Genomic DNA, 25,471 nt, shown 5'->3' with positions numbered 1-25,471 from the left:
GGGGCAACGTTAGCCGCCCGAACTTAAACGAATCCTCAACAGGCTGGCCTGGAGGGCATTCCAGTCGGCGTTAACCGCACTAATTAACTCTATACGGCTGTCAGGCGGCGCCACATTTTGCGTTTCAATAAAGAAATCGTCGCCCTGACGGTTGATCCGCACCAGCCCGTCTGGCGTGCGCATGATCCCTTTCACGCGATCGACGGGAGCCAGCCGGGCCCACTCCAGGATCCCGATGGTGTCGAAAACGGTTTCAGCATCAAAAATCCAACCGCAGGCCTGATATCCCTGACCGCTGTTCAGATTACGACGCCAGCGCTGGTGTTCTGGCAGGCTGAGGGCAGCTAAACCCTGTTTCACCGGATGGCGATGAGCATGTTCCGCACTGGCCGGAAGTTCAGCCAGGTTCAGACGAGGAAGATCAAGCAGGGCGCTATCAATATTCCCCTGGGTGGTCTGCACCCGTGTGCGATTGCCGCCGAAATGTTGCCACCACGCATCCAGCGCGGCCTGGCTTTCAGCCGTGGCGCGATCTGCTTTATTCGCGACAATAACGTCAGCCGAGGCGAGCTGATCGCGGAAGTTCTCATTGGCCACCGCCTTGTCATCCAGAAGCTGACGCGGATCGAGCAGGCACAGGGTGGCGCGTAGATCGATCCACGGCTCGTAAACCGGGGCGGTCAGTAAATCGAGGATCTGCTTCGGGTGACCCAGCCCGGTGGGTTCAATCAGCAGGCGGTCGGGTTTGCCCTGACGGAGCAGGGTATTGAGCCCCACCTGCATCGGCAGGCCATTTACGCAGCACATGCACCCACCGGGGATCTCTTTAATCATCGCGCCGCTGGATGACAGCAACGCGCCGTCAATGCCCACCTCGCCAAATTCATTGACCAGCACGGCCCATTTCTCGGCCGGATCTTTATTTGCCAGCAGGTGGAGAATAGAGGTGGTTTTACCGCTGCCGAGAAAACCGGTGATGAGGTTGGTTTTGGTCACGTGCACTCCAGATGAGAATTGTGATGCTATAACACTATTCTCTCTATCCTGGCGAAAAACGTGCCCTGTGAGAAGGGGAAGGGCGAACGGAGATCTCATCCGTTCGCGTTAAGCGCAATAATCGTTAAATATTTAACGTTTCGATAACAGCCTGACGTGCGCCGTGGCGGGTGATGCGCTGATAAGCCTGGCTGACAGCCTCCACAAACACGCTGTTTTGCGCGAGATCGTGACCAAAGACCTCGCTCAGCCCCAGCAGGGCGTTAACGCGGTCGGCGTCGCTGCTGGCATTGACAATCGTGCGAATTTTATCGCTGAGGGGATCGCGAACATCAATCGCGTTGCCACGGTCGTCAGTACCGCTGACATAGCGGATCCAGCCGGCCACGCCCAGGGCCAGCAGCGACCACGGTGTTTTTCGCTCAAGATGAACGCGGATCCCGTCCAGCATTCTTTGTGGAAGCTTCTGGCTACCGTCCATTGCGATTTGCCAGGTCCGATGCTGGAGGGCCGGGTTGGCAAAGCGCTCCAGCAGGCTATCGGCGTAGGCGGTGAGGTCGACATCCTTAATGCGTAATGTGGGCGCCTGCTCGTCAAGCATGAGCCGACGGGCAGCTTCACGGAACGCAGCGTCCTCCATGCATTCATTAATATGGGCATAGCCCGCGAGATACCCCAGATATGCCAGGAAAGAGTGGCTGCCGTTGAGCATGCGCAATTTCATCTGCTCCCAGGGCAGAACATCCTGCACCATCTGGACACCCGCGACTTCCCACTCCGGACGGCCGGCAACAAAATTATCTTCCACCACCCACTGAATAAACGGTTCACAGCTGATGGCGCAGGGATCTTCAACGCCGAGCGCGTCGGTGATTTCTGCCAGTGAGGCTTCCGTCGCGGCGGGAACAATTCTGTCGACCATCGTTCCGGGGAAGCTCACGTGGCTATCAATCCATTCACACAGCGCCGCGGAACGCTTTTGCGCCATGCCCAGCACCGCGTTTTTCACCACGTGCCCGTTATCAGGGATATTGTCGCAGGAAAGCACGGTAAACGCAGGCAAGCCGCGCTCGCGGCGGCGGTGAAGCGCTTCGACCAGGATCCCGGGGGCGGAATGCGGCGCTGAGGGGTTTTCAAGGTCATGGATTATCCGGGCGTTGTGCAGATCGAGTTTTCCGGTGGCGGGGTCAATACAGTAGCCTTTCTCCGTGATGGTGAGCGACACAATAGCGACCTGAGGCTCGCAAAATTTCTCAATAATGGCGGGCAGGGAGTCCAGCTTTGCGTTCAGGCATTCATGAACGGCACCGACGATAATCGCCTCATTGCCTTCAGCACCTTTCTCCAGCACGGTGAACAGGTGATCCTGCGCGCGCAGCTGGCTCATCAGCACGTCGCCGCTGAAGAGGCTAATCTCACAAATACCCCAGTCGCCGCCTTTTTCATTCAGCACCCGATTTGTTAACAATGCCTGGTGCGCACGGTGAAACGCGCCAAAGCCAAAATGGACGATGCGGGAGCGTAATTGCGCGCGATCGTAGCGAGGTTGCTGAATCTGGGCTGGAAGGGCGGTGGAGGCAATTGTCTTCATGAGATACACACCTGATTAACCATTAATTAACAATGCCAGTGTAAAGTTATATGACAGCAAATAAAATTGGTGAGCCGTAAATATCCCCGTTATGTGAGTTTGATCAATCAATGTGTGGCGGTATGTTGACCCTTAGCGGTAAACATGTATGGTAGTCGTCATTGCGGTAACACATATTGGTATAACAACTTAAGAGGGTGAGGCAATGGAACAAACCTGGCGTTGGTACGGGCCGAACGATCCGGTTTCTCTTGATGATGTGCGCCAGGCTGGCGCAACGGGTGTCGTCACGGCGCTGCATCATATTCCTAACGGTCAGGTTTGGCCGGTTGAAGAAATTCAACAGCGTCAGGCGCTGCTGGCGGAGAAGGGGTTAACCTGGTCTGTGGTGGAAAGCATCCCGGTTCACGAAGACATCAAAACCCATTCAGGGGAATACCAGACCTGGATTGCTAACTATCAGCAGAGCATTCGCAACCTGGCGACCTGCGGCATTGATACGGTCTGCTATAACTTCATGCCCATCCTCGACTGGACGCGAACCGACCTTGAATATCAGATGCCGGACGGCTCGAAAGCGCTGCGTTTCGATCAGATAGCCTTTGCGGCATTCGAACTGCACATTCTGAAACGCCCTGGCGCCGAAGCGGATTACGCCGCGGAAGAGCAACAGCAGGCGCTCGCGTGGTTTAACGCCGCCAGTGACGCAGACATCGAAAAGCTGACCCGTAATATTATTGCGGGCCTGCCGGGGGCTGAAGAGGGGTATACCCTGGATCAGTTCCGCGCGCGCCTGGCGGAATACGGCGATATTGATAAGCACCAGCTGCGTGAAAACATGGCGTATTTCCTGCGCGCTATTGTGCCGGTTGCTGAAGAGGTAGGGGTTCGCCTCGCCGTGCACCCGGACGATCCTCCACGTCCTATCCTCGGCCTGCCGCGTATCGTTTCCACTCTTGAAGATATGCAGTGGCTGAAAGAGACGGTAAACAGCATCTATAACGGCTTTACCATGTGTACCGGCTCCTACGGCGTGCGTGCGGATAACGACCTGGTGCGGATGATTGAAACCTTCGGCGATCGTATCCACTTCACGCATCTGCGTGCGACCTGCCGCGAAGAGAATCCAAAAACCTTCCACGAGGCGGCGCACCTGGGCGGCGATGTGAATATGGTGGCGGTGGTAGATGCCATTCTGGCGGAAGAGGCGCGTCGTAAGCAGGCGGGCGATGCGCGTCCTATTCCGTTCCGTCCGGATCACGGTCACCAGATGCTGGACGATCTGCGTAAGAAAACCAACCCGGGCTATTCGGCGATTGGCCGTCTTAAAGGGATGGCGGAAGTGCGCGGCGTTGAACTGACGCTGAAGATGATGAAGTATCCGGAGCTTCTGTAAGCTCTGTTGCCCGGTGGCGCTACGCTTACTGGGCCTACAAAAAAACCGGCCTGAGAGCCGGTTTTTGTGTTTTTGTAGGTCGGGTAAGGCGAAGCCGCCACCCGACAAACGCCGCAATCAGTCAGCGCGACCCATATAGCGTTTTTCTTCGATATGGATGCGGATTTTTTCCCCAGCGGAGAGGTATTCCGGCACCTGCACAACCAGGCCGGTCGTCAGGGTAGCCGGTTTGTTGCGGGCACTTGCTGATGCGCCTTTGATACCTGGTGCGGTTTCAACGATTTCCAGATCGACGGTCTGAGGCAGTTCCAGCGCCAGCAGCACGCCGTCCCAGGTCAGGACCTGCATGTCAGGCATGCCGCCTTCAGGGATGAACAGCAGCTCTTCTTCAATCTGATCTTTGGTGAAGATGTACGGGGTGTAATCTTCTTTGTCCATGAACACGTATTCGTTGCCGTCGATGTAGGAGAAATCAACATAGCGACGGGTCAGGGTCACGGTATCGACGATATCGTCACCTTTAAAGCGTTCTTCCACTTTCAGGCCGGTGCGCACATCGGCGAAACGCATTTTGTACAGCGTTGCTGCACCACGGGCGCTCGGGGCCTGAATGTCGATATCTTTCACAATCAGCAGTTTGCCGTTGTAATTCAGCACCATACCTTTCTTAATTTCGTTCGCTCTTGGCATTGCAGTAATCCTGTTTACGGGAGGTAAAAAATATCGCGCCAAATTACTCGCGCGCGGCCTTTCAGGCAAGAGGAATTCGTGGGTTTTGCTATCAATACGCAAAAGGTGTTACTGTGCGCGCGATGCCCGACTGCGCGGGCGATCGTCAGCGAAAGAGAGCATTTATGGATTGCCGTTCCGATTGTGGCGCGTGCTGTACTGCACCGTCCATTTCAAGCCCCATTCCAGGAATGCCAGAGGGCAAACCTGCCAATACCCGCTGCGTCCAGCTCTCGGAAACTAACCTGTGCATGATCTTCGGTTCACCGTTGCGCCCGAAAGTCTGCTCCGGGCTTCAGCCTGCTGCCGAAATGTGCGGCAGCACGCGAGGGCAGGCGATGACGTATCTTCTTGAGCTGGAAGCGCTCACTGCGCCTTAAACGTCTTTAATCCTCGCCAGGCAGCCGATCGTCAGCGTACACATCACCAGCGCTATCCAGAACACCGTGTGATAGTTCCAGATTTCGGCAACGACACCGGCCATTGAGCCAGCGATAATCCAGCCCACGCGGGTGGTATTAGTATAAAGGGTGGTAGCAGAGCCTGCCTGACCCGGCATCAGATCCTGGAAATAGAGCATGCCTATCCCGGCGAGAATGCCAATATAGATGGCATTCAGCAGCTGTAAAGCCAGCAACAGCCCCGGCGTATGTACCGTCAACATACCGATATAGAACAGCAGACCGGCGACAGCGGCGAGGCGCATTAAAAAACGCTTTCCAAAGCGCTTAGCGTAATAACCCGCAATGAGCATCGTCGGGATCTCAAGCCCGGCCGCGGTGCCCATCATGATGCCCGCCAGCTTCTCCGACAGATGCAGTTCATCAATAATAAACAGCGGCATATTGATGATATACAGGCTGTTGGTGCCCCACATCAGCGTGCAGATAACAAACAGGAGCAGGGCATCGCGGCGGTTGCGGCGCGGTGCTTCCAGCACACCCGTTGTCACTTTCGGCTCTTTGCGCATGGACGGCAGGAAGAACCACACCAGCGCGCCGCACACCACAAACGCGACAGCCGCACTCAGGTACATCACCGTAAAGCCAAAACCCATCGCCAGCGCGTAAGCCAGAGGCGGACCAATCACCCACGCCAGCGATACCTGAGCACGCAGGACAGAGCTGAACATCACCGCTTCACGTCCGGTATGGTCCGCGTGTTCGCGGGCAAGGGCGAACAGCTGAGGGTTCGCCGTTGAGCCAAAGCTGCTCAGGAATACCCCGACGAAGAGCAGAACGAAATAGTTGCGGTTCCAGGCAAACAGAACGCAGGCCATGACCCCCAGCAGACAGCAGAAAACGATCAGGCTTTTACGATCGCCTTTTCTGTCGGAGCGTCCCGCCAGAAACTGGCTGACCATGATGCCGATGATGGCGCTTCCGGTAAAAAAGAAGCCGACCATTGCCGGGCGGACGTGAACCTCATTTGTCAGGAATAAGCTCAATGTCGGCGTCTGTAACGCACCGGCAATACCCGTAAAGAAGGCAACAACCAGGAATGCCGCTGAGGTCAAATCAAAGGGCTTCGGCGAGACGGCCGCAGGGGTGTTATGCATGTTTTATAATTAGCGAGTAGCAGAGAGGAGGCGGAGTTTACGCCGTCAGCTAAAAAATAAACAGTGGGTGCGGTCAATGATGCCACGAAAAATCAAAATGGCATTTCAACTTACATCTTACCCGGCTGACCTTAGCTGAAACTGTCTTGCTGAACTTCAGCAAAATTCAGCTGAACGAAGAAGAAATGTGCTGTATCTCTAAATTCTGAGATCGGAAATACGACTTTACTTGCAAGACATTGCAGAAAGCGCAAGACTTTTTGAAACGTTTCAGCGCTATCTTGTTTTAACAAACGGAGCAGGCTAGCGCATTTTTTCTCATTAAAGCTGAAACGATTCAAGTTCAGCAGGAGTGGAGAACCATGTTCCAGTTATCTGTTCAGGATATCCACCCGGGCGCTCAGGCCGGGGATAAAGAAGAGGCTATTCGCCAGGTTGCCGCTGCGCTTGTGCAGGCGGGTAACGTCGCGGACGGCTATGTAAATGGCATGCTGACCCGCGAGCAGCAGACCTCAACCTTCCTCGGCAATGGCATTGCCATTCCGCACGGCACAACCGACACCCGCGATCAGGTGTTGAAAACCGGGGTTCAGGTTTATCAGTTCCCGCAGGGCGTGCTCTGGGGCGACGGTCAGGTGGCCTATGTGGCTATCGGTATCGCGGCCAGCAGCGACGAACACTTAGGTCTGCTGCGTCAGCTGACGCATGTCCTGAGCGATGACGATGTGGCTGAACAGCTTAAGTCCGCAACAACAGCTGAAGAGCTTCGCGCCTTGCTGATGGGCGAAAAGCAGAGCGAAGCGCTGAAACTGGATAATGAAACGCTAACGCTGGATGTGGCTGCCTCCGATCTGGTGACGCTGCAGGCGCTGAATGCGGGTCGTCTGAAAGAAGCTGGCGCGGCGGATGCCACGTTTGTGACGCGCGTGATTAATGATAAGCCGTTGAATCTGGGTCAGGGTATCTGGCTGAACGACAGTGCTGAAGGCAACCTGCGCAGTGCTATCGCCGTGAGCCGTGCGGCCAATGCGTTTGACGTAGAAGGCGAGCGCGCGGCCATGCTGGTGACCGTGGCGATGAACGATGAACAGCCGGTTTCTGTGCTGAAGCGTCTGGGCGATTTGCTGCTGAACAACAAAGCTGAAAAACTGCTGAACGCTGATGCCTCCACCGTGCTGGCACTGCTGACCAGTGATGATGCGCCGACTGAAGACGTGCAGACCGCTGAGTTCGTGGTACGTAACGAGCACGGCCTGCATGCCCGTCCGGGCACCATGCTGGTGAATACCATTAAACAATTCGAGAGTGAGATCACCGTGGCGAATCTTGATGGCACGGGCAAACCGGCCAATGGCCGTAGTCTGATGAAAGTTGTCGCGCTGGGCGTGAAGAAAGGCCACCGTCTGCGTTTCACCGCGCAGGGTGCCGATGCTGAACAGGCGCTGAAAGCGATTGGCGATGCCATCGCGGCGGGTCTGGGGGAGGGCGCATAATGAGCAGACGTGTTGCGACTATTACGCTGAACCCGGCTTATGACCTGGTAGGATTTTGCCCGGAAATTGAGCGCGGCGAAGTCAACCTCGTGCGTACCACTGGCCTGCATGCTGCGGGTAAAGGGATTAACGTCGCGAAAGTGCTCAAGGATCTCGGTATCGATGTCACCGTGGGTGGATTCCTCGGTAAAGATAACCAGGATGGTTTCCAGCAGCTGTTCAGCGAGCTGGGTATTGCCAACCGTTTTCAGATTGTTCAGGGCCGTACCCGTATCAACGTTAAGCTGACGGAGAAAGACGGTGAAGTGACCGATCTGAACTTCTCTGGCTTCGAAGTGACGCCGTCAGACTGGGAGCGTTTTGTTAACGACTCTCTGACCTGGCTTGGTCAGTTCGATATGGTCTGCGTCAGCGGCAGCCTGCCGTCCGGCGTGAGCCCGGAAGCGTTTACCGACTGGATGACGCGCCTGCGCAGCCAGTGCCCGTGCATCATTTTTGACAGCAGCCGCGACGCGCTGGTTGCGGGCCTGAAAGCCTCGCCGTGGCTGGTGAAGCCGAATCGCCGCGAGCTGGAGATCTGGGCGGGTCGTAAGCTGCCAGAATTAAAAGATGTGATTGACGCTGCCCATGCGCTGCGCGAGCAGGGTATCGCTCATGTGGTGATCTCTCTTGGTGCAGAAGGCGCGTTGTGGGTTAACGCGTCAGGTGAATGGATCGCCAAACCGCCGTCGGTTGACGTTGTCAGCACCGTTGGCGCAGGGGATTCCATGGTTGGCGGCCTGATTTACGGTCTGCTGATGCGTGAATCCAGTGAACATACTTTACGTCTTGCCACCGCCGTTGCTGCCCTGGCCGTAAGCCAGAGCAATGTCGGTATTACCGATCGTACCCAGTTAGCCGCGATGATGGCGCGCGTTGACTTAAAACCTTTTAACTAACAGCAGGAGAGGAATAATGAAAACGCTGCTGATCATTGACTCCGGTCTCGGACAGGCCCGCGCCTATATGGCGAAGACCTTGCTGGGCGCGGCGGCACAAAAAGCACATCTGGACATTATCGATAATCCAGGCGATGCAGAACTGGCCATTGTACTGGGCGACAAAATCCCGGCTGACAGTGCGCTGAACGGCAAAAAAGTGTGGCTGGGCGATATTAATCGCGCGGTGGCACACCCGGAACTGTTCCTGAGCGAAGCGAAAGGTCACGCGTCTGTCTACAGCGCGCCTGTCGCGACGGCACCGGCTGCGGCTGCGGGTCCGAAACGTATTGTTGCAGTGACGGCCTGCCCGACGGGCGTGGCTCACACCTTTATGGCAGCTGAAGCCATTGAAACCGAAGCGAAAAAACGCGGCTGGTGGGTAAAAGTTGAAACGCGTGGCTCCGTCGGTGCCGGCAACGCTATCACCCCAGAAGAAGTGGCTGAGGCCGATCTGGTGATCGTGGCGGCGGATATCGAAGTGGATCTGGCGAAATTTGCCGGTAAGCCCATGTACCGTACGTCTACCGGCCTGGCGCTGAAAAAGACCGCGCAGGAGTTTGATAAAGCGCTGGTGGAAGCGAAGCCGTATCAGGCAACCGGCGCACGTCAAACCGCGACGGAAGGTAAGAAAGAGTCTGCAGGCGCATATCGCCATCTGTTGACCGGTGTGTCTTACATGCTGCCGATGGTAGTTGCGGGTGGTCTGTGTATTGCCCTTTCGTTCGCATTTGGTATTACCGCGTTTAAAGAGCAAGGCACGCTGGCCGCTGCGTTAATGCAGATTGGCGGCGGATCCGCGTTCGCACTGATGGTACCCGTTCTGGCCGGCTTTATTGCCTTCTCCATCGCTGACCGTCCTGGCCTGACGCCGGGTCTTATCGGCGGTATGCTGGCCGTGAGCACCGGTTCCGGCTTTATCGGCGGTATTATCGCGGGCTTCCTGGCCGGTTACGTCGCGAAGCTCATCAGCTCGAAGCTCAAGCTGCCGCAGAGTATGGAAGCGCTGAAACCGATTCTGATCATCCCGCTGATTTCCAGCCTGGTGGTCGGTCTGGCGATGATTTACCTGATTGGTAAGCCGGTTGCGGGCATCCTGGCGGGTCTGACCCACTGGCTGCAAACCATGGGTACCGCGAACGCGGTTCTGCTGGGGGCAATTCTCGGTGGCATGATGTGTACCGACATGGGTGGTCCGGTGAACAAAGCGGCGTACGCCTTTGGTGTTGGCCTGCTGAGTACCCAGACCTACGCGCCAATGGCAGCCATCATGGCGGCCGGTATGGTGCCTCCTCTGGCGCTCGGCCTGGCGACGATTATTGCCCGTCGTAAGTTCGATAAAGCACAGCAGGAAGGCGGCAAAGCGGCGCTGGTTCTGGGCTTGTGCTTCATCACCGAAGGCGCGATTCCGTTCGCAGCACGTGACCCAATGCGTGTACTGCCGTGCTGTATCGTCGGTGGCGCGGTAACGGGTGCAATCTCCATGGCGATTGGCGCAAAACTGATGGCACCACACGGTGGTCTGTTCGTGCTGCTGATCCCTGGCGCCATCACGCCGGTACTGGGCTATCTGCTGGCCATCGTTGCCGGTACGCTGGTGGCGGGTCTCTCTTACGCGGTGCTGAAACGTCCGGAAGCGGAAGTCGTGGCAAAAGCAGCGTAAGCGATAAACAACAAAAAAGCCGGGTCGCATTACGCACCCGGCTTTTTTTATGCCGCCTGTTCAGCGGTTTGCTGTGCCTTCAACCAGGCAATCTCTTCTGCCCAGATATCCGGATTAATGGTTTCCAGCACCATCGGAATACCGTCGAAGCGGGCGTCCTGCATAATGAAGCGGAACGCATCGTGGCCAATGTTGCCTTCGCCCAGGCTGTGGTGGCGGTCAACGCGGCTACCAAAGGCGCTTTTCGCATCGTTTAAGTGCATTCCGCGCAGGTACTTAAAGCCAACAATGCGCTCGAACTCATCAAACGTGTTTTTCGTTGCCTCGGTTGTGCGCAGATCATAACCGGCGGCAAACGCGTGGCAGGTATCAATGCATACGCCAACGCGGGATTTATCTTCCACGCCGTCGATAATCGCCGCCAGATGTTCGAACCTGAAGCCGAGGTTGCTGCCCTGACCGGCGGTATTCTCAATCACCGCGGTGACGCCTTTGGTCTTGTCTAGCGTGATGTTGATGGACTCGGCAATACGCGCCAGGCAGGCATCTTCATCGATTTGCATCAGATGGCTACCCGGATGGAAGTTCAGCAGCGTCAGCCCCAGCTGTTCGCAGCGCTGTACTTCATCAAGAAACGCCTCGCGGGATTTTTCCAGCGCCTCTTCAACCGGGTGACCGAGGTTGATCAGGTAGCTGTCGTGGGGAAGGATCTGGCCTGGCCCGTAGTGATACTTCTCACAGGCAGCCTTGAAATCATCAATCACGTCAGTGGTGAGCGCTGCGGCGCGCCACTGGCGCTGGTTTTTGGTGAACAGGGCGAAAGCGGTCGCCTCGATTTCGGCGGCGCGAATGGCGGCATTCGCAAGGCCACCTGCAGCGCTGACGTGCGCTCCTACATATTTCATAAAAAAAACTCCTGCTAACCCGAAACGCTTATGATAGCGGGTTAGCAGGAGAAGGACGAGATGGTTTATGCCATCAGGCTGTGCACGGCGAGGTTAATCGCGCCGCCGCCGACAATCAGCCAAATGAAGAGCACCAGCGCCATCAGCAGCGGTTTCGCGCCGGCTTTTTTCAGCGCGCTGACGTGTGTGGTCACCCCCAGCGCCGCCATGGCCATCGCCAGCAGCACGGTATCCAGCGTCACCAGCATATCGACAACGGCTTTCGGCAGCAGGTGGAAGGAGTTGAAAATCGCTACCACGATAAACAGGATCGCAAACCACGGAATGGTGATTTTACTCTTCTGATTGCTGTTCGCCGGTGCCAGCTGTTTAACCCGCGCCGCGAGGAAAATCAGGAACGGCGCCAGCATCATCACGCGCAGCATTTTGGCAATCACCGCCGCGTTTTCAGCTTCCGGGTTAATGGCATGTCCTGCCGCCACCACCTGGGCCACTTCGTGCATGGTCGAACCGATGTAGATGCCGTAGGTTTCCGGGCTAAACCAGTGGGCAACCAGCGGATACATTGCCGGGTAGAGGAAAATCGCCAGCGTACCGAAGATCACCACCGTCGCCACCGCCACGGTCACCTTGCTGGCTTCGGCTTTAACGACGGGTTCTGTTGCCAGCACTGCCGCTGCCCCACAGATACTGCTCCCGGCACCGATCAGCCAGCTGGTTTGCTTATCCAGGCCAAAGACTTTCTGGCCAATAAAGCAGGCCAGTAAAAAGGTGCTGGTCAGGGTCAGGACGTCGATGGCAATCCCGCTCACACCCACGTCCGCAATCTGCGAAAAGGTGAGACGGAAGCCGTAAAGGATGATCCCGAGACGCAGCAGGTGCTGTTTGGCAAAGATCACGCCGCCGTCGCAGGATTTCCAGATATGCGGGTAAACGGTATTTCCCACGACCATGCCCAGCAAAATGGCCAGCGTCAACGCGCTAAAACCTGCGCCTGCGATAGCCGGGATGCTGCCGCCCCATAGCGCTACGGAGGTCACTGCTGCGCTAAGCGCGAGGCCCGGCACGAAGTGCCACACTGTACGATGATGTTGTAAGGTGATTTCTGACATAACCTTCTCCTTTGTCTGGCTAAAGGTTACGGCGCTCTGGCTTAAAAATAAAATTGATTATATACTTATAATTAATCTATATAAGTGGTAAGCAACCATGCACATTACATTGCGTCAGCTGGAAGTGTTTGCCGAGGTGCTGAAAAGCGGCTCTACGACCCAGGCGTCACAAATGCTGGCGCTCTCGCAATCTGCGGTCAGCGCGGCATTGACCGATCTTGAAGGACAGCTGGGCGTTCAGCTTTTCGACAGGGTAGGGAAACGTCTGGTGGTCAACGAGCACGGTCGTCTTCTTTATCCACGCGCGCTGGCGCTGCTGGAGCAGGCTATCGAAATCGAACAGCTGTTTCGCGAAGACAACGGCGCTATCCGCGTTTACGCCAGCAGCACCATCGGGAACTACATCCTGCCGGAAGTGATTGCCCGCTACCGCCGGGATTTCCCCACCCTGCCGCTGGAGATGAGCGTCGGCAATAGCCAGGACGTGATCAATGCAGTGATCGATTTCCGCGTGGATATCGGCCTCATCGAAGGGCCCTGCCATAACGTCGATATCATTGCCGAGCCCTGGCTGGACGATGAGCTGGTGGTGTTTGCGCCCCCGGCCTCGTCGTTATTACAGGGCGAGGTGACGCTGGAGCGTCTGGCGCAGGCGCAGTGGATCCTGCGTGAACAAGGCTCCGGCACGCGTGAAATTGTCGATTATCTGCTGCTTTCCCATCTGCCACATTTCCAGCTGGGGATGGAGCTGGGGAACTCAGAGGCCATCAAGCACGCGGTGCGTCATGGCCTGGGGATCAGCTGTCTTTCCCGGCGCGTCATTGCCGAACAGCTTGAAACGGGGTCGCTGGTTGAAATCCCGGTTCCATTGCCGAAACTGGTGCGCACGCTATGGTGCATTCATCACCGCCAGAAACACCTTTCCAGTTCTCTGCAGCGTTTTCTGCGCTACTGCGCCATCTAACGTTCCCTGGTGGCGCTTCGCTTACCGGGGCTACGCGCGCCTGTCACCCCATATTTTTATGCTTTACTTATAATCCTGGCCGAGTCATGAAGCTCTCTTATAACTGAGCATTTCTGCCGGAAGGAACGCGGATCGTCTGCTACAATCGCGCCTCATTTATTAAATGGACAGCATTTTCATATGGTTTCAGAAATTAAAACCACAGAAGCGCCCACGCTACGTCGTGAACTCAAGGCGCGTCACCTGACGATGATCGCCATTGGCGGCTCAATCGGCACAGGTCTTTTCGTTGCCTCTGGTGCAACAATTTCGGCAGCCGGCCCGGGCGGGGCGCTCTTCTCTTATATCCTGATTGGCCTGATGGTGTACTTCCTGATGACCAGTCTCGGCGAACTGGCCGCGTACATGCCGGTATCCGGTTCGTTCTCGACCTACGGTCAAAAATACGTTGAAGAAGGCTTCGGCTTCGCGCTGGGCTGGAACTACTGGTACAACTGGGCGGTCACTATCGCCGTTGACCTTGTCGCCGCACAGCTGGTGATGAACTGGTGGTTCCCGGATACGCCGGGCTGGATCTGGAGTGCTCTGTTCCTGGCCGTCATCTTCCTGCTGAACTACATCTCCGTGCGCGGGTTCGGAGAAGCGGAATACTGGTTCTCTTTGATCAAAGTGGCAACCGTCATCATCTTTATCGTCGTCGGTGTGGCGATGATCGTTGGTATTTTCAAAGGCGCTGAACCTGTGGGCTGGAGTAACTGGACGATAGGCGATGCGCCGTTTGCCGGTGGACTGTCGGCGATGATTGGCGTGGCAATGATTGTCGGCTTCTCCTTCCAGGGGACCGAGCTGATTGGTATCGCCGCCGGTGAGTCAGAGAACCCGGAGAAAAATATTCCGCGTGCGGTCCGTCAGGTATTCTGGCGTATCCTGCTGTTCTATGTGTTTGCGATCCTGATTATCAGCCTGATCATCCCGTACACCGATCCAAGCCTGCTGCGTAATGACGTAAAAGACATTAGCGTCAGTCCGTTCACGCTGGTCTTCCAGCACGCCGGTCTGCTTTCAGCCGCGGCAGTGATGAACGCCGTTATCCTGACCGCTGTGCTTTCAGCCGGTAACTCCGGGATGTATGCGTCCACCCGTATGCTCTACACGCTGGCATGCGACGGTAAAGCACCGCGTATCTTCGCGAAACTGTCCCGTGGCGGTGTACCGCGTAACGCGCTGTACGCCACAACGGTGATTGCCGGTCTGTGCTTCCTGACCTCCATGTTTGGCAACCAGACGGTGTACCTGTGGCTGCTTAACACGTCCGGAATGACGGGCTTTATTGCCTGGCTGGGGATTGCCATTAGCCACTATCGTTTCCGCCGCGGCTTCGTCAAGCAGGGTCACGATATTAACTCGCTGCCGTATCGCTCAGGATTCTTCCCACTGGGTCCCATTTTCGCCTTCATTCTGTGTCTGATCATTACGCTTGGACAGAACTACGAAGCGTTCCTGGCGGACACCATTGACTGGGGTGCCGTCACGGCGACCTACATTGGTATTCCGCTGTTCCTCGTCATCTGGTTTGGTTACAAACTGACGAAAGGAACAAAATTCGTTCCCTACAGTGAAATGGAATTCCCGGAACGATTTAAACAATAACCGCACATCCTCTCTTTTAACCCGCTCATCCGAGCGGGTTTTTTTATTCCCGCACGCTGAAACAAAGATATATCTCTTAACAATTTAATTGATAATAATTATCGTTTGCTTTATCGTTATCAAAAATTAGCGTGTCACCGACCCACCGCAGATGTGGGCGGCAGGGAAGACGCTGTGAGCAATAATGATTTGATTTAGTTGTATTTACCTCATGGAGATATGGAATGTTTAGGTTGAATCCCTTCGTCAGGGGAGGACTTTGTGCGTCCGCAATGTCCCTGGCCCTGCCTGTTATCGCAGCGGAATCCGGTGACACAATGGTTGTTACGGCCTCCGCGACCGAGCAAAACCTGAAAGACGCACCGGCAAGCATCAGCGTGATTACCCAGGAAGATTTGCAGCGCAAACCCGTTCAGAATCTGAAAGATGTGTTACGGGAGGTGCCGGGCGTTCAGCTCACGAGCGAAGGGGACAACCGTAAAGGGGTAAGTATTCGTGGACTGGACAGCAGCTACACGCTGATCCTGATCGACGGCAAGCGCGTCAACTCGCGTAACGCGGTGTTCCGCCATAATGATTTCGACCTCAACTGGGTGCCGGTTGACGCCATCGAACGAATCGAAGTGGTACGCGGACCGATGTCTTCTCTTTACGGTTCCGATGCGCTGGGCGGCGTGGTGAACATTATCACCAAAAAAATCGGCCAGAAATGGACGGGCACCCTGAGCGCCGATTCCACGGTTCAGGAACATCGCGATCGTGGAGACACGTACAACGGTCAGTTCTATACCAGCGGTCCGCTGGTGGACGGCCTGCTGGGGCTGAAAGCTTACGGTAGCCTCGCGAAGCGTGAGAAAGACGGTCAGCAGAAATCCTCTACCACGGCGAGCGGTGAAACACCGCGCATTGAGGGCTTTACCAGCCGCGATGCGAATGTGGAATTCGCCTGGACACCGTCTGAAAATCACGACTTTACGGCGGGCTACGGTTTCGACCGTCAGGATCGCGACTCGGATTCCCTCGACAAAAACCGCCTTGAGCGTCAGAACTACTCTCTCAGCCACAACGGTCGTTGGGGCGTCGGCAACAGCGAGCTGAAGGTTTACGGCGAAAAGGTGGATAACAAAAACCCGGGCAACAGCAATCCGATCACCTCCGAGAGCAACGCGGTGGACGGAAAATACGTGCTGCCGCTGGGCGAAATCAACCAGTTGCTGACCTTCGGCGGCGAATGGCGTCACGATAAGCTGAAAGATCCGGTCAACCTGACGGGCGGTTCCAGCAGCAGTACGTCGACAAGCCAGTATGCTCTGTTCCTTGAAGATGAGTGGCGTATCTTTGAACCTCTGGCGCTGACCACCGGCATCCGTATGGACGACCATGATACCTACGGCGATCACTGGAGCCCGCGAGCCTATCTGGTTTACAACGCGACCGATACCGTAACGGTGAAAGGGGGCTGGGCAACCGCGTTTAAAGCGCCGTCACTGCTGCAGCTGAGCCCGGACTGGGTCACCGGCTCGTGCCGCGGTGCCTGTGAGATTGTCGGTAACCCGGATCTGAAACCGGAAACCAGCGAGAGCTTCGAATTCGGTCTCTACTACAGCGGGGAAGAGGGCTGGTTAGAGGGCGTGCAGGCCAGCGTCACCACCTTCCAGAATAATGTGGATGACCGCATCAGCATCAGCCGTACGGCCAATGCGAAACAGGCCCAGGGCTACCCTAACTACGTTGGCCTGAATGCGGACGGTGAACCGATTTTCCGCTACTACAACGTTAACAAGGCGCGCATCCGCGGGGTGGAGACCGAGCTGAAATTCCCGCTGGCGGACGACTGGAAAGTGACCCTGAACTACACCTACAACGACGGTCGTGATATCAGCAACGGCGGCAACAAACCGCTGTCCGAACTGCCATTCCACACCGTCAACGGTACCGTTGACTGGAAGGCAACGCAGGACTGGTCGTTCTATGTTCAGGGCAACTACACCGGTGAGAAACGCGCGCTGACCAGCAGTGAACCAACGCCGGGTGGCTATGTCATCTGGAATACCGGTGCGGCATGGCAGGTAACGAAAGCCGTTAAGCTGCGCGCGGGCGTGCAGAACCTGCTGGATAAAGATCTGAGCCGCGACGATTACAGCTATACGGAAGATGGCCGTCGCTACTTTGTCGGCGTGGATTATAAGTTCTGATGAGGTCATGTGCCGGGTGGTGGCTGCGCCTTACCCGGCCTACAAAAGGGCACAAGCCCGTAGGCCCGGTAAGCGAAGCGCCACCGGGCAATAAAGGCCGCACTTACCCGAACAAATGCTCCGCATGGAAGCGCAGATGATCCTCAATAAAGGACCCGATAAAGTAATAGCTGTGGTCATACCCCGGCTGAATGCGCAGCGTCAGCGGCCAGTCCTTCTGGCGTGCCGCTTCAGCGAGCGCCGCAGGCTGTAGCTGTCCGGCGAGGAACTGGTCCGCATCGCCCTGATCGATAAGCATCGGGATCGCATTTGCTGAGTTGCTGGCGAGCATCAGCGCACAGCTATCCCATTCCAGCCATTTCTCTTCATCTTCACCCAGATAGTTCGTGAAGGCTTTCTGCCCCCACGGCACCTGCGTAGGGTTCACAATTGGCGCAAATGCCGACACGCTGACGTATTTTCCCGGATTTTTTAGCGCCATGATTAACGCCCCATGTCCGCCCATGGAGTGGCCGCTGATGGCGCAGCGGTCGCTTACTGCAAACCCGGACTGAATCAGCGCGGGCAGCTCGTCGCGAATGTAATCATACATGCGGTAGTGGCGCGCCCAGGGCTGCTCGGTCGCATTCAGATAAAACCCGGCACCTTTGCCCAGGTCGTATCCTGCATCGTCGGCCACATCATCACCACGCGGGCTGGTGTCTGGCATCACAAGCGCAATGCCCAGCTCAGCGGCAAGTCGCTGCGCGCCCGCTTTGGTGGTGAAGTTTTCGTCGTTGCAGGTCAGGCCTGACAGCCAGAACAGAACCGGCGGATTTTCCGTCGGCGGCAGGAAAATACTGAACGTCATCGCACAGTTCAGGACGGTGGAGTCATGCCGCCAGCGCTGCTGTCGACCTTCAAAACAACGGTGCTCTTCGAGCAGTTCCATGCAGGGCTCCTTAATGAGAATGCGTATTCATAAAAACCATAATACAGCCTTTTCATTGACCTGTGAGTAACTTTCACTTTCGCCAGACGGCGAGATGCTGCATCATAAATTTACTTTTCTTTAACAATTGGAGCGGTCATGGCGCTGCGTATTGCGCTCAGTGGATTTGTCGTTCTGGTGGTGGCAATGGGAATAGGGCGCTTTGCCTTTACGCCTCAGGTGCCGCTCATGATTGCTGCCGGGCAGCTTACGCTCACCAGCGCGGGTCTGGTGGCGGCGATGAATTATCTGGGCTATCTGGTGGGGGCATGGGATGCCATGCGTGCGCACCGCTTTGTGGAAACGCGCCTCTGGCTTGGCATCACTGGTGCGGTTGCGCTGACGCTGCTCTCCGCGGCGGCGGATAACGCCGTCGTGCACGGCCTGCTGCGCTTTGTGATTGGCTGCATGAGCGGCTGGTCGATGGTACTCATTGCCGCCTGGACAAACGAACGGCTGGGGCAACTGGGTAAACCGGGCCTGAGCGCTGCCGTGTTTGCCGGACCGGGGGCGGGCATTGCCCTGAGCGGGCTGCTCGCTGTCTATATCCAGGCGAGATCCCTTTCGGCCGGGGCGGCATGGCAAATCTACGGCGTGCTGGCGCTGGTGCTGATTGCGCTGGTGGCGCGCTACCTGCCGCGATCCGGGCAGCTCCATCGACCCGGCACCGCGCCAGAGCCGCTGGTGCTGACGGCGGATTTAAAGAGCCTGGTCTGGAGCTACAGCCTGGCCGGGTTTGGCTATATCCTCCCGGCGACATTCCTGTCGCAAATGGCGGCGGTGCGTTTTCCCGGCAGCCTGTTTGCGCAGTTTGTCTGGCCGATTTTTGGTATCGCCGCCGTGGTGGGTATTGCGCTCAGTATTCTTTTACGCCACACCTCAACGACTAACCGCAGGCTGGCTATCGTGCTGTGGTTACAGGGGGCTGGCGTGCTGGCGGCCTGGCTGCTGCCGGGGATTGGCGGTTTGCTGACGGGCGGGCTGCTGGTGGGCGGTGGCTTTCTGTGTGCCGTGCAGCTCTCTCTTTTATACGGTCGCGAGCTGGCGCCAAACCACACGCGCTATATGGCAGGACTGCTCACCACCGGGTATGCGATTGGGCAGTTGATTGGTCCGGTGACCTCGGCGTTATCAACCTGGCTTACCCATCGGCTGGAGCCCGCGCTGGGGCTGGCGGGCGTTGCGCTGTTCGTCGGGGGAGCCCTGGTCTGGAATCGTCACGCTGAAAGGCAGCAGCAATTGCAATAATTATCGTCGTGAATACTGGATTATGTGCGCCGCCTCACGCACAATGAGCGCATACTTTTGCCACAACGAGGGCAAAAGACGCCACACCTGCAGGAGAACAAAATGTCATCACTCAGTAAAGAAGCTGCCCTGGTCCACGAAGCCCTGGTTGCGCGCGGTCTTGAAACGCCACTGCGTCCGCCCGTACAGGATTTGGACAATGAAACCCGCAAGCGTCTGATTGCCGGTCATATGACCGATATCATGGAGCTGCTGAATCTCGATCTGAGTGACGACAGTCTGATGGAGACACCGCACCGTATCGCGAAAATGTACGTCGACGAAATTTTCTCCGGGCTGGATTACGCCAACTTCCCGAAAATCACCGTCATTGAAAACAAGATGAAAGTGGATGAGATGGTGACGGTACGCGATATCACGCTGACCAGCACCTGCGAACACCATTTCGTCACCATCGACGGTAAAGCGACCGTGGCGTATATCCCTAAAGACACGGTGATTGGCCTGTCGAAGATCAACCGTATCGTGCGGTTCTTTGCTCAGCGTCCGCAGGTGCAGGAGCGTCTGACGCAGCAGATCCTGACTGCGTTGCAAACGCTGCTGGGCACTAATAACGTGGCCGTCTCTATCGACGCGGTTCACTACTGCGTGAAAGCGCGCGGCGTGCGTGATGCAACCAGTGCAACGACCACCACGTCGCTGGGCGGCCTGTTTAAGTCGAGCCAGAATACCCGCCAGGAGTTCCTGCGCGCGGTACGTCACCACAACTAAGTCTTACAGGGCAGGAACCATGGAGCGAAACGTCACGCTCGATTTTGTTCGCGGCGTCGCCATTCTCGGTATCCTGCTGCTTAATATCAGCGCCTTCGGTCTGCCGAAGGCGGCTTATCTTAATCCAGCCTGGTATGGCGACATCACGCGCAGTGATGCCTGGACCTGGGCTGTCCTCGACCTCTTCGCGCAGGTTAAATTCCTTACGCTGTTTGCCCTGCTGTTTGGCGCTGGTCTGCAACTGCTCCTCAAACGCGGTACGCGCTGGATCCAGTCGCGCCTGACGCTGCTGGTGCTTCTCGGCTTTATCCACGGCCTGTTCTTCTGGGACGGCGATATTCTTCTCGCGTATGGGTTAGTCGGGCTCATCTGCTGGCGCCTTATTCGCGATGCGCACAGCGTAAAAAGCCTGTTTAACACCGGCGTGATGCTCTATGTCATGGGGCTTGCTGTATTGCTGCTGCTGGGGATGATCTCCGGCGAGGCGACAAATCGTTCCTGGATCCCGGATGCCGCTAACCTGCAGTACGAACAGTACTGGAAGCTGAAAGGCGGTGCGGAAGCGATAAGCAACCGCGCGGATATGCTGGGGGATAACCTCCTTGCGCTGGGGGCGCAATACGGCTGGCAGCTGGCGGGCATGATGCTGATGGGGGCGTCATTGATGCGCACCGGCTGGTTGAAAGGGGAATTCAGCCTGCGTCACTATCGGCGAACGGGTGTCGGGCTGGTGCTGCTCGGCGTGCTGATTAACCTCCCGGCGGTCATTGCGCAGTGGCACATCCACTGGGATTACCGCTGGTGCGCATTCCTGCTCCAGGTGCCGCGCGAACTGAGCGCACCGTTCCAGACCATTGGCTACGCGGCGCTGATCTATGGCTTCTGGCCAACGCTTTCCCGCCTGTGGATCGTCAGCGCTATCGCCTGCGTGGGTCGCATGGCGTTGAGCAATTACCTTCTGCAAACGCTTCTCTGCACCACGCTTTTCTATCGATTTGGCCTGTTTATGAAATTCGACCGCCTCACGCTGCTGGCGTTTGTTATCCCGGTCTGGGTGATTAACCTGGCGTTTTCTGTTCTCTGGCTACGTTATTTCCGCCAGGGACCGCTGGAGTGGGTGTGGCGTCAGTTAACCGCACATGCTTCAGGGGTATCATTGAGGAACACATCCAGATAACGATCTGGATCACAATCATTAACAAAACGGATGTAAGCGTTTTCATGAGTGTGAGCTTCTTCACGTAGTCCCCTTCCTCTCGCTGCCAAAATAGCCACCTTGCTAAACACAGGGGGTGTCTGTGAGTTGCTGCAATCCTTTGAAGGATGGTGAATATGATCACCATTCGTGACGTCGCCCGTCAGGCGGGCGTTTCTGTGGCTACCGTCTCGCGCGTGCTGAACAACAGCGCGCTGGTCAGCCCTGAAACCCGTGAAACCGTAATGAAAGCCGTGACCCAGCTCGGGTACCGGCCAAATGCCAATGCGCAGGCGCTTGCGACGCAGGTCAGCGACACCATCGGCGTGGTGGTGATGGATGTATCAGATGCCTTTTTCGGCGCGCTGGTGAAAGCGGTCGACGTGGTCGCCCAGCAGCATCAGAAATATGTCCTGATCGGCAATAGCTATCATGAGGCGGAAAAAGAGCGCCATGCCATCGAAGTGCTGATCCGCCAGCGCTGTAACGCCTTGATTGTCCACTCAAAAGCTTTGAGCGATGAAGAGCTAACCGGCTTTATGGATCAGATCCCGGGCATGGTGCTGATCAACCGCATCGTTCCCGGCTATGCCCATCGCTGCGTCGGGCTGGATAACGTCAGCGGTGCCATGATGGCCACGAAGATGCTCATCAACAACGGGCATCAGCGGATCGGCTATCTGGCCTCCAGCCATCATATTGAAGATGACGACATGCGGCGCGAGGGGTGGCAAAACGCCCTGAAAGAGCACGGCATTACGCCGTCAGAAAGCTGGACAGGCACCGGTACGCCGGACATGCAGGGCGGTGAGGCGGCAATGGTTGAGCTGCTGGGCCGCAACCTGCAGCTTTCTGCGGTGTTTGCCTATAACGATAGCATGGCGGCAGGGGCCCTGACGGCGTTGAAGGATAACGGCATTGCGGTGCCACAGCATTTATCACTCATTGGCTTTGATGATATTCCGATTGCCCGTTACACCGACCCGCAGCTGACAACCGTGCGCTACCCCATTGCCTCTATGGCGAAACTGGCGACTGAGCTGGCGTTACAGGGGGCGGCAGGGCTGCTGGATCCGGGCGCAACGCACTGTTTCATGCCGACTTTAGTGCGTCGGCACTCTGTCGCGGCCCGGCAAATTGTGGTTCCGATCACTAACTGATTACATGAGGTGATGTAACCGTTTTCAATCTGTGAGTAAATTCACAGTATCTTAACAAGGCGCTGACTATGATGTCAGCGTTTTAGGAGCTGAAACGCTATGTAACGGTGATTATTCACTTTCACTATAGCCAATGTGCCGCAAACAACGAATAAAACGCATTTCTGGAGCGTTACCGAACACGGAAGATAGAAATTTTATAAGTGAACTTCGGCTGTCAGTAACGTTTTATTAACACTTGCCCGCCGATCGTTATTCACAAGAACTACCCTGCATAAAAAAACCGGAGATACCATGAATAAGAAGGTGTTGACCCTGTCTGCTGTAATGGCAAGCATGCTTTTTGGTGCAGCAGCGCACGCTGCGGATACCCGTATTGGTGTGACCATCTATAAATACGACGACAACTTCATGTCTGTTGTGCGTAAAGCAATTGAGAAAGATGCGAAAGCAGCGCCAGACGTTCAGCTGCTGATGAACGACTCCCAGAACGACCAGTCCAAACAGAACGACCAGATCGACGTTCTGCTGGCAAAAGGCGTGAAAGCCCTGGCCATCAACCTGGTTGACCCGGCTGCAGCAGGCACGGTTATTGAAAAAGCGCGCGGCCAGAACGTGCCAATCGTCTTCTTCAACAAAGAACCTTCCCGTAAGGCGCTGGATAGCTATGACAAAGCGTTCTACGTCGGTACCGACTCCAAAGAGTCCGGTATTATTCAGGGCGATCTGATCGCGAAACACTGGGCGGCGAATCCGAACTGGGACCTGAACAAAGACGGTCAAATTCAGTTCGTGCTGCTGAAAGGCGAACCAGGCCACCCGGATGCTGAAGCCCGTACCACTTACGTTATCAAAGAGCTGAACGACAAGGGTCTGAAAACCCAGCAGCTGGCGTTAGATACCGCGATGTGGGATACCGCTCAGGCAAAAGATAAGATGGACGCGTGGCTGTCCGGCCCTAACGCGAACAAAATCGAAGTGGTTATCGCTAACAACGATGCGATGGCAATGGGTGCGGTAGAAGCGCTGAAAGCACACAACAAATCGTCCATCCCGGTATTCGGTGTGGATGCGCTGCCAGAAGCGCTGGCGCTGGTTAAATCCGGTGCGATGGCCGGTACCGTGCTGAACGATGCCAACAACCAGGCGAAAGCGACCTTCGATCTGGCGAAAAACCTGGCCGATGGCAAAGGCGCGGCGGATGGCACCAACTGGAAAATTGAAAACAAAATCGTTCGCGTTCCTTACGTGGGCGTAGACCAGTCCAACCTGGCTGAGTTCATCGGTAAATAAGTGATTTAAATTGTCTTCACTGGGCGCAACCTGTTGCGCCCTTTTATAACGCGATATGCGAGGCCAACAAGGTATAATTATGGTCAGCACAACTACTCAGTCATCCGGTGAATACCTGTTGGAAATGAGCGGTATCAACAAGTCATTTCCCGGTGTTAAGGCACTCGATAATGTTAATTTAAAAGTACGTCCTCACTCTATTCATGCCTTAATGGGTGAAAACGGTGCGGGTAAATCAACATTATTAAAATGTCTTTTTGGGATCTATCAAAAAGATTCTGGCAGCATTCTTTTTCAGGGGAAAGAGATCGATTTCCATTCAGCGAAAGAAGCACTGGAAAACGGTATCTCGATGGTTCACCAGGAATTAAACCTGGTGCTGCAGCGTTCAGTCATGGATAACATGTGGTTGGGGCGTTATCCAACCAAGGGTGTTTTTGTCGATCAGGAAAAAATGTATCGCGACACCAAAGCGATTTTTGATGAGCTGGATATTGATATCGATCCGCGCGCCCGCGTGGGAACATTATCCGTCTCCCAGATGCAGATGATCGAAATCGCCAAAGCGTTCTCCTATGATGCGAAAATCGTCATCATGGACGAACCGACATCGTCATTAACGGAAAAAGAGGTTAATCACCTTTTTACCATTATTCGTAAGCTAAAAGATCGCGGCTGCGGCATTGTGTATATCTCCCACAAAATGGAAGAGATCTTCCAGCTGTGTGATGAGATAACCATCCTGCGCGACGGCCAGTGGATTGCCACGCAGCCGCTGGAAGGGCTGGACATGGACAAGATCATCGCCATGATGGTAGGCCGTTCCCTGAACCAGCGCTTCCCGGACAAAGAAAACAAGCCGGGCGAAGTGATCCTCGAAGTGCGCAATCTGACCTCGTTACGCCAGCCGTCTATCCGCGACGTCTCCTTCGACTTGCACAAGGGTGAAATCCTGGGGATTGCCGGTCTGGTCGGCGCAAAACGTACCGATATCGTGGAAACCCTGTTCGGTATCCGTGAGAAAGCCGAAGGCACGATTACGCTGCACGGTAAGAAAATCAACAACCACAACGCCAACGAAGCCATTAATAATGGTTTTGCGCTGGTGACGGAAGAGCGTCGTTCGACCGGTATTTATGCCTATCTGGATATTAACTTTAACTCGTTAATTTCTAACATTCGCAATTATAAAAACAAAGTCGGACTGCTGGATAACTCCCGCATGAAGAGCGATACCCAATGGGTAATTGACTCCATGCGCGTGAAAACGCCAGGCCACCGCACCCAAATTGGTTCGCTGTCAGGTGGTAACCAGCAGAAAGTCATTATCGGCCGTTGGTTATTAACCCAGCCAGAAATTCTGATGCTGGATGAACCGACCCGCGGTATTGACGTCGGCGCGAAGTTTGAAATTTATCAGCTGATTGCCGAGCTGGCGAAAAAGAATAAAGGGATCATTATTATTTCTTCCGAAATGCCGGAATTGTTAGGGATCACAGATCGTATTCTGGTTATGAGCAATGGTCTCGTTGCCGGTATTGTTGACACCAAAACGACAACGCAAAACGAAATTTTGCGTCTTGCGTCTTTGCACCTTTAAGATCA

General features: G+C 55.6%; 21 protein-coding genes. 14 read left to right on the top strand and 7 right to left on the bottom strand.

What is annotated here, in order from left to right:
• Nucleotides 1-9 precede the first annotated feature (9 nt).
• A complete protein-coding gene (locus tag FU672_RS04190) occupies nt 10-996 on the bottom strand; it encodes a CobW family GTP-binding protein (RefSeq protein WP_148242287.1) in 987 nt (328 codons plus the stop codon).
• A gap of 124 nt (nt 997-1,120) precedes the next feature.
• Entirely contained in the window at nt 1,121-2,587 is a 1,467-nt protein-coding gene (locus tag FU672_RS04185; RefSeq protein ID WP_148242286.1) for a mannitol dehydrogenase family protein, read from the bottom strand.
• A 205-nt stretch (nt 2,588-2,792) separates the two neighbouring features.
• On the opposite strand from FU672_RS04185, the gene uxuA reads away from it, so the two are divergent.
• Nucleotides 2,793-3,983, top strand: a complete 1,191-nt coding sequence (gene uxuA, locus FU672_RS04180) for a mannonate dehydratase (RefSeq protein ID WP_148242285.1) — start codon at nt 2,793-2,795, stop codon at nt 3,981-3,983.
• Between the two features lie 117 nt (nt 3,984-4,100).
• Here the strand turns inward: uxuA and yeiP are convergent, their stop codons facing one another.
• The gene (gene yeiP / locus FU672_RS04175; RefSeq protein ID WP_008500940.1) at nt 4,101-4,673 is read right to left on the bottom strand and encodes an elongation factor P-like protein YeiP; all 573 of its coding nucleotides are present in this window, start codon (nt 4,671-4,673) and stop codon (nt 4,101-4,103) included.
• A 164-nt stretch (nt 4,674-4,837) separates the two neighbouring features.
• Here yeiP and FU672_RS04170 point away from each other — a divergent pair, with 164 nt between their 5' ends.
• Nucleotides 4,838-5,092, top strand: coding sequence for a YkgJ family cysteine cluster protein (locus FU672_RS04170; protein WP_148242497.1), 255 nt, complete (start codon nt 4,838-4,840; stop codon nt 5,090-5,092).
• On the opposite strand, the gene setB is transcribed toward FU672_RS04170, so the two are convergent.
• Nucleotides 5,089-6,270 carry a sugar efflux transporter SetB gene (gene setB / locus FU672_RS04165; RefSeq protein WP_148242284.1) on the bottom strand — a complete coding sequence of 394 codons (1,182 nt, stop codon included), beginning with the start codon at nt 6,268-6,270 and terminating at the stop codon, nt 5,089-5,091. The genes FU672_RS04170 and setB overlap by 4 nt on opposite strands.
• A gap of 362 nt (nt 6,271-6,632) precedes the next feature.
• Here setB and fruB point away from each other — a divergent pair, with 362 nt between their 5' ends.
• The 3 genes from fruB to fruA are packed head-to-tail and all read left to right on the top strand — an operon-like array spanning nt 6,633 to nt 10,403.
• Entirely contained in the window at nt 6,633-7,763 is a 1,131-nt protein-coding gene (gene fruB / locus FU672_RS04160; RefSeq protein WP_148242283.1) for a fused PTS fructose transporter subunit IIA/HPr protein, read from the top strand.
• Complete coding sequence (fruK, locus tag FU672_RS04155; RefSeq protein ID WP_047346570.1) at nt 7,763-8,701, top strand: 1-phosphofructokinase; 939 nt, start codon at nt 7,763-7,765, stop codon at nt 8,699-8,701. Before fruB ends, fruK begins: the two co-directional genes overlap by 1 nt.
• Nucleotides 8,702-8,717: 16 nt before the next feature.
• Complete coding sequence (gene fruA / locus FU672_RS04150) at nt 8,718-10,403, top strand: PTS fructose transporter subunit IIBC (RefSeq protein WP_148242282.1); 1,686 nt, start codon at nt 8,718-8,720, stop codon at nt 10,401-10,403.
• Between the two features lie 47 nt (nt 10,404-10,450).
• Here the strand turns inward: fruA and nfo are convergent, their stop codons facing one another.
• Nucleotides 10,451-11,308 (bottom strand): deoxyribonuclease IV, encoded by an 858-nt coding sequence (nfo, locus tag FU672_RS04145; protein WP_148242281.1) that lies wholly within the window; start codon nt 11,306-11,308, stop codon nt 10,451-10,453.
• A 65-nt stretch (nt 11,309-11,373) separates the two neighbouring features.
• The gene (locus tag FU672_RS04140) at nt 11,374-12,420 is read right to left on the bottom strand and encodes a YeiH family protein (RefSeq protein WP_148242280.1); all 1,047 of its coding nucleotides are present in this window, start codon (nt 12,418-12,420) and stop codon (nt 11,374-11,376) included.
• A gap of 97 nt (nt 12,421-12,517) precedes the next feature.
• Here FU672_RS04140 and yieE point away from each other — a divergent pair, with 97 nt between their 5' ends.
• The 3 genes from yieE to cirA all read left to right on the top strand — a co-directional run bounded on the left by yieE (nt 12,518) and on the right by cirA (nt 17,229).
• Nucleotides 12,518-13,384, top strand: a complete 867-nt coding sequence (gene yieE / locus FU672_RS04135; protein ID WP_148242279.1) for a DNA-binding transcriptional regulator YeiE — start codon at nt 12,518-12,520, stop codon at nt 13,382-13,384.
• A 180-nt stretch (nt 13,385-13,564) separates the two neighbouring features.
• A complete protein-coding gene (locus FU672_RS04130) occupies nt 13,565-15,034 on the top strand; it encodes an amino acid permease (RefSeq protein ID WP_148242278.1) in 1,470 nt (489 codons plus the stop codon).
• Between the two features lie 224 nt (nt 15,035-15,258).
• Entirely contained in the window at nt 15,259-17,229 is a 1,971-nt protein-coding gene (cirA, locus tag FU672_RS04125; RefSeq protein ID WP_148242277.1) for a catecholate siderophore receptor CirA, read from the top strand.
• A 103-nt stretch (nt 17,230-17,332) separates the two neighbouring features.
• On the opposite strand, the gene fghA is transcribed toward cirA, so the two are convergent.
• Nucleotides 17,333-18,160 (bottom strand): S-formylglutathione hydrolase, encoded by an 828-nt coding sequence (gene fghA, locus FU672_RS04120; protein WP_148242276.1) that lies wholly within the window; start codon nt 18,158-18,160, stop codon nt 17,333-17,335.
• Nucleotides 18,161-18,298: 138 nt separating this feature from the next.
• Between fghA and FU672_RS04115 the strand changes: the two genes are divergently transcribed.
• The 6 genes from FU672_RS04115 to mglA all read left to right on the top strand — a co-directional run bounded on the left by FU672_RS04115 (nt 18,299) and on the right by mglA (nt 25,466).
• Nucleotides 18,299-19,447 carry a YbfB/YjiJ family MFS transporter gene (locus FU672_RS04115; RefSeq protein WP_148242275.1) on the top strand — a complete coding sequence of 383 codons (1,149 nt, stop codon included), beginning with the start codon at nt 18,299-18,301 and terminating at the stop codon, nt 19,445-19,447.
• Nucleotides 19,448-19,549: 102 nt separating this feature from the next.
• Entirely contained in the window at nt 19,550-20,218 is a 669-nt protein-coding gene (folE, locus tag FU672_RS04110; protein ID WP_148242274.1) for a GTP cyclohydrolase I FolE, read from the top strand.
• 19 nt (nt 20,219-20,237) lie between these two features.
• Nucleotides 20,238-21,395 carry a DUF418 domain-containing protein YeiB gene (gene yeiB, locus FU672_RS04105; RefSeq protein WP_148242273.1) on the top strand — a complete coding sequence of 386 codons (1,158 nt, stop codon included), beginning with the start codon at nt 20,238-20,240 and terminating at the stop codon, nt 21,393-21,395.
• Nucleotides 21,396-21,550: 155 nt separating this feature from the next.
• Nucleotides 21,551-22,573, top strand: a complete 1,023-nt coding sequence (galS, locus tag FU672_RS04100; RefSeq protein ID WP_032642913.1) for an HTH-type transcriptional regulator GalS — start codon at nt 21,551-21,553, stop codon at nt 22,571-22,573.
• Between the two features lie 294 nt (nt 22,574-22,867).
• Nucleotides 22,868-23,866, top strand: a complete 999-nt coding sequence (mglB, locus tag FU672_RS04095) for a galactose/glucose ABC transporter substrate-binding protein MglB (protein ID WP_063143782.1) — start codon at nt 22,868-22,870, stop codon at nt 23,864-23,866.
• Between the two features lie 79 nt (nt 23,867-23,945).
• Complete coding sequence (gene mglA, locus FU672_RS04090; RefSeq protein ID WP_148242272.1) at nt 23,946-25,466, top strand: galactose/methyl galactoside ABC transporter ATP-binding protein MglA; 1,521 nt, start codon at nt 23,946-23,948, stop codon at nt 25,464-25,466.
• Nucleotides 25,467-25,471: the final 5 nt, after the last annotated feature.

This window comes from Enterobacter asburiae, from assembly GCF_008080435.1.
Taxonomy (GTDB): Bacteria; Pseudomonadota; Gammaproteobacteria; order Enterobacterales; family Enterobacteriaceae; genus Enterobacter; species Enterobacter asburiae_C.
The sequence above is the reverse complement of the archived record's forward strand: the minus strand, read 5'-3'. Positions and strand labels throughout refer to the sequence as shown.

Excerpts from the sequence above, each read along its gene's own strand:
- FU672_RS04185 (WP_148242286.1), bottom strand. The coding sequence starts at position 2,587 with ATGAAGACAATTGCCTCCACCGCCCTTCCAGCCCAGATTCAGCAACCT.
- uxuA (WP_148242285.1), top strand. The coding sequence starts at position 2,793 with ATGGAACAAACCTGGCGTTGGTACGGGCCGAACGATCCGGTTTCTCTT.
- yeiP (WP_008500940.1), bottom strand. The coding sequence starts at position 4,673 with ATGCCAAGAGCGAACGAAATTAAGAAAGGTATGGTGCTGAATTACAAC.
- FU672_RS04170 (WP_148242497.1), top strand. The coding sequence starts at position 4,838 with ATGGATTGCCGTTCCGATTGTGGCGCGTGCTGTACTGCACCGTCCATT.
- setB (WP_148242284.1), bottom strand. The coding sequence starts at position 6,270 with ATGCATAACACCCCTGCGGCCGTCTCGCCGAAGCCCTTTGATTTGACC.
- fruB (WP_148242283.1), top strand. The coding sequence starts at position 6,633 with ATGTTCCAGTTATCTGTTCAGGATATCCACCCGGGCGCTCAGGCCGGG.
- fruK (WP_047346570.1), top strand. The coding sequence starts at position 7,763 with ATGAGCAGACGTGTTGCGACTATTACGCTGAACCCGGCTTATGACCTG.
- fruA (WP_148242282.1), top strand. The coding sequence starts at position 8,718 with ATGAAAACGCTGCTGATCATTGACTCCGGTCTCGGACAGGCCCGCGCC.
- nfo (WP_148242281.1), bottom strand. The coding sequence starts at position 11,308 with ATGAAATATGTAGGAGCGCACGTCAGCGCTGCAGGTGGCCTTGCGAAT.
- FU672_RS04140 (WP_148242280.1), bottom strand. The coding sequence starts at position 12,420 with ATGTCAGAAATCACCTTACAACATCATCGTACAGTGTGGCACTTCGTG.
- yieE (WP_148242279.1), top strand. The coding sequence starts at position 12,518 with ATGCACATTACATTGCGTCAGCTGGAAGTGTTTGCCGAGGTGCTGAAA.
- FU672_RS04130 (WP_148242278.1), top strand. The coding sequence starts at position 13,565 with ATGGTTTCAGAAATTAAAACCACAGAAGCGCCCACGCTACGTCGTGAA.
- cirA (WP_148242277.1), top strand. The coding sequence starts at position 15,259 with ATGTTTAGGTTGAATCCCTTCGTCAGGGGAGGACTTTGTGCGTCCGCA.
- fghA (WP_148242276.1), bottom strand. The coding sequence starts at position 18,160 with ATGGAACTGCTCGAAGAGCACCGTTGTTTTGAAGGTCGACAGCAGCGC.
- FU672_RS04115 (WP_148242275.1), top strand. The coding sequence starts at position 18,299 with ATGGCGCTGCGTATTGCGCTCAGTGGATTTGTCGTTCTGGTGGTGGCA.
- folE (WP_148242274.1), top strand. The coding sequence starts at position 19,550 with ATGTCATCACTCAGTAAAGAAGCTGCCCTGGTCCACGAAGCCCTGGTT.
- yeiB (WP_148242273.1), top strand. The coding sequence starts at position 20,238 with ATGGAGCGAAACGTCACGCTCGATTTTGTTCGCGGCGTCGCCATTCTC.
- galS (WP_032642913.1), top strand. The coding sequence starts at position 21,551 with ATGATCACCATTCGTGACGTCGCCCGTCAGGCGGGCGTTTCTGTGGCT.
- mglB (WP_063143782.1), top strand. The coding sequence starts at position 22,868 with ATGAATAAGAAGGTGTTGACCCTGTCTGCTGTAATGGCAAGCATGCTT.
- mglA (WP_148242272.1), top strand. The coding sequence starts at position 23,946 with ATGGTCAGCACAACTACTCAGTCATCCGGTGAATACCTGTTGGAAATG.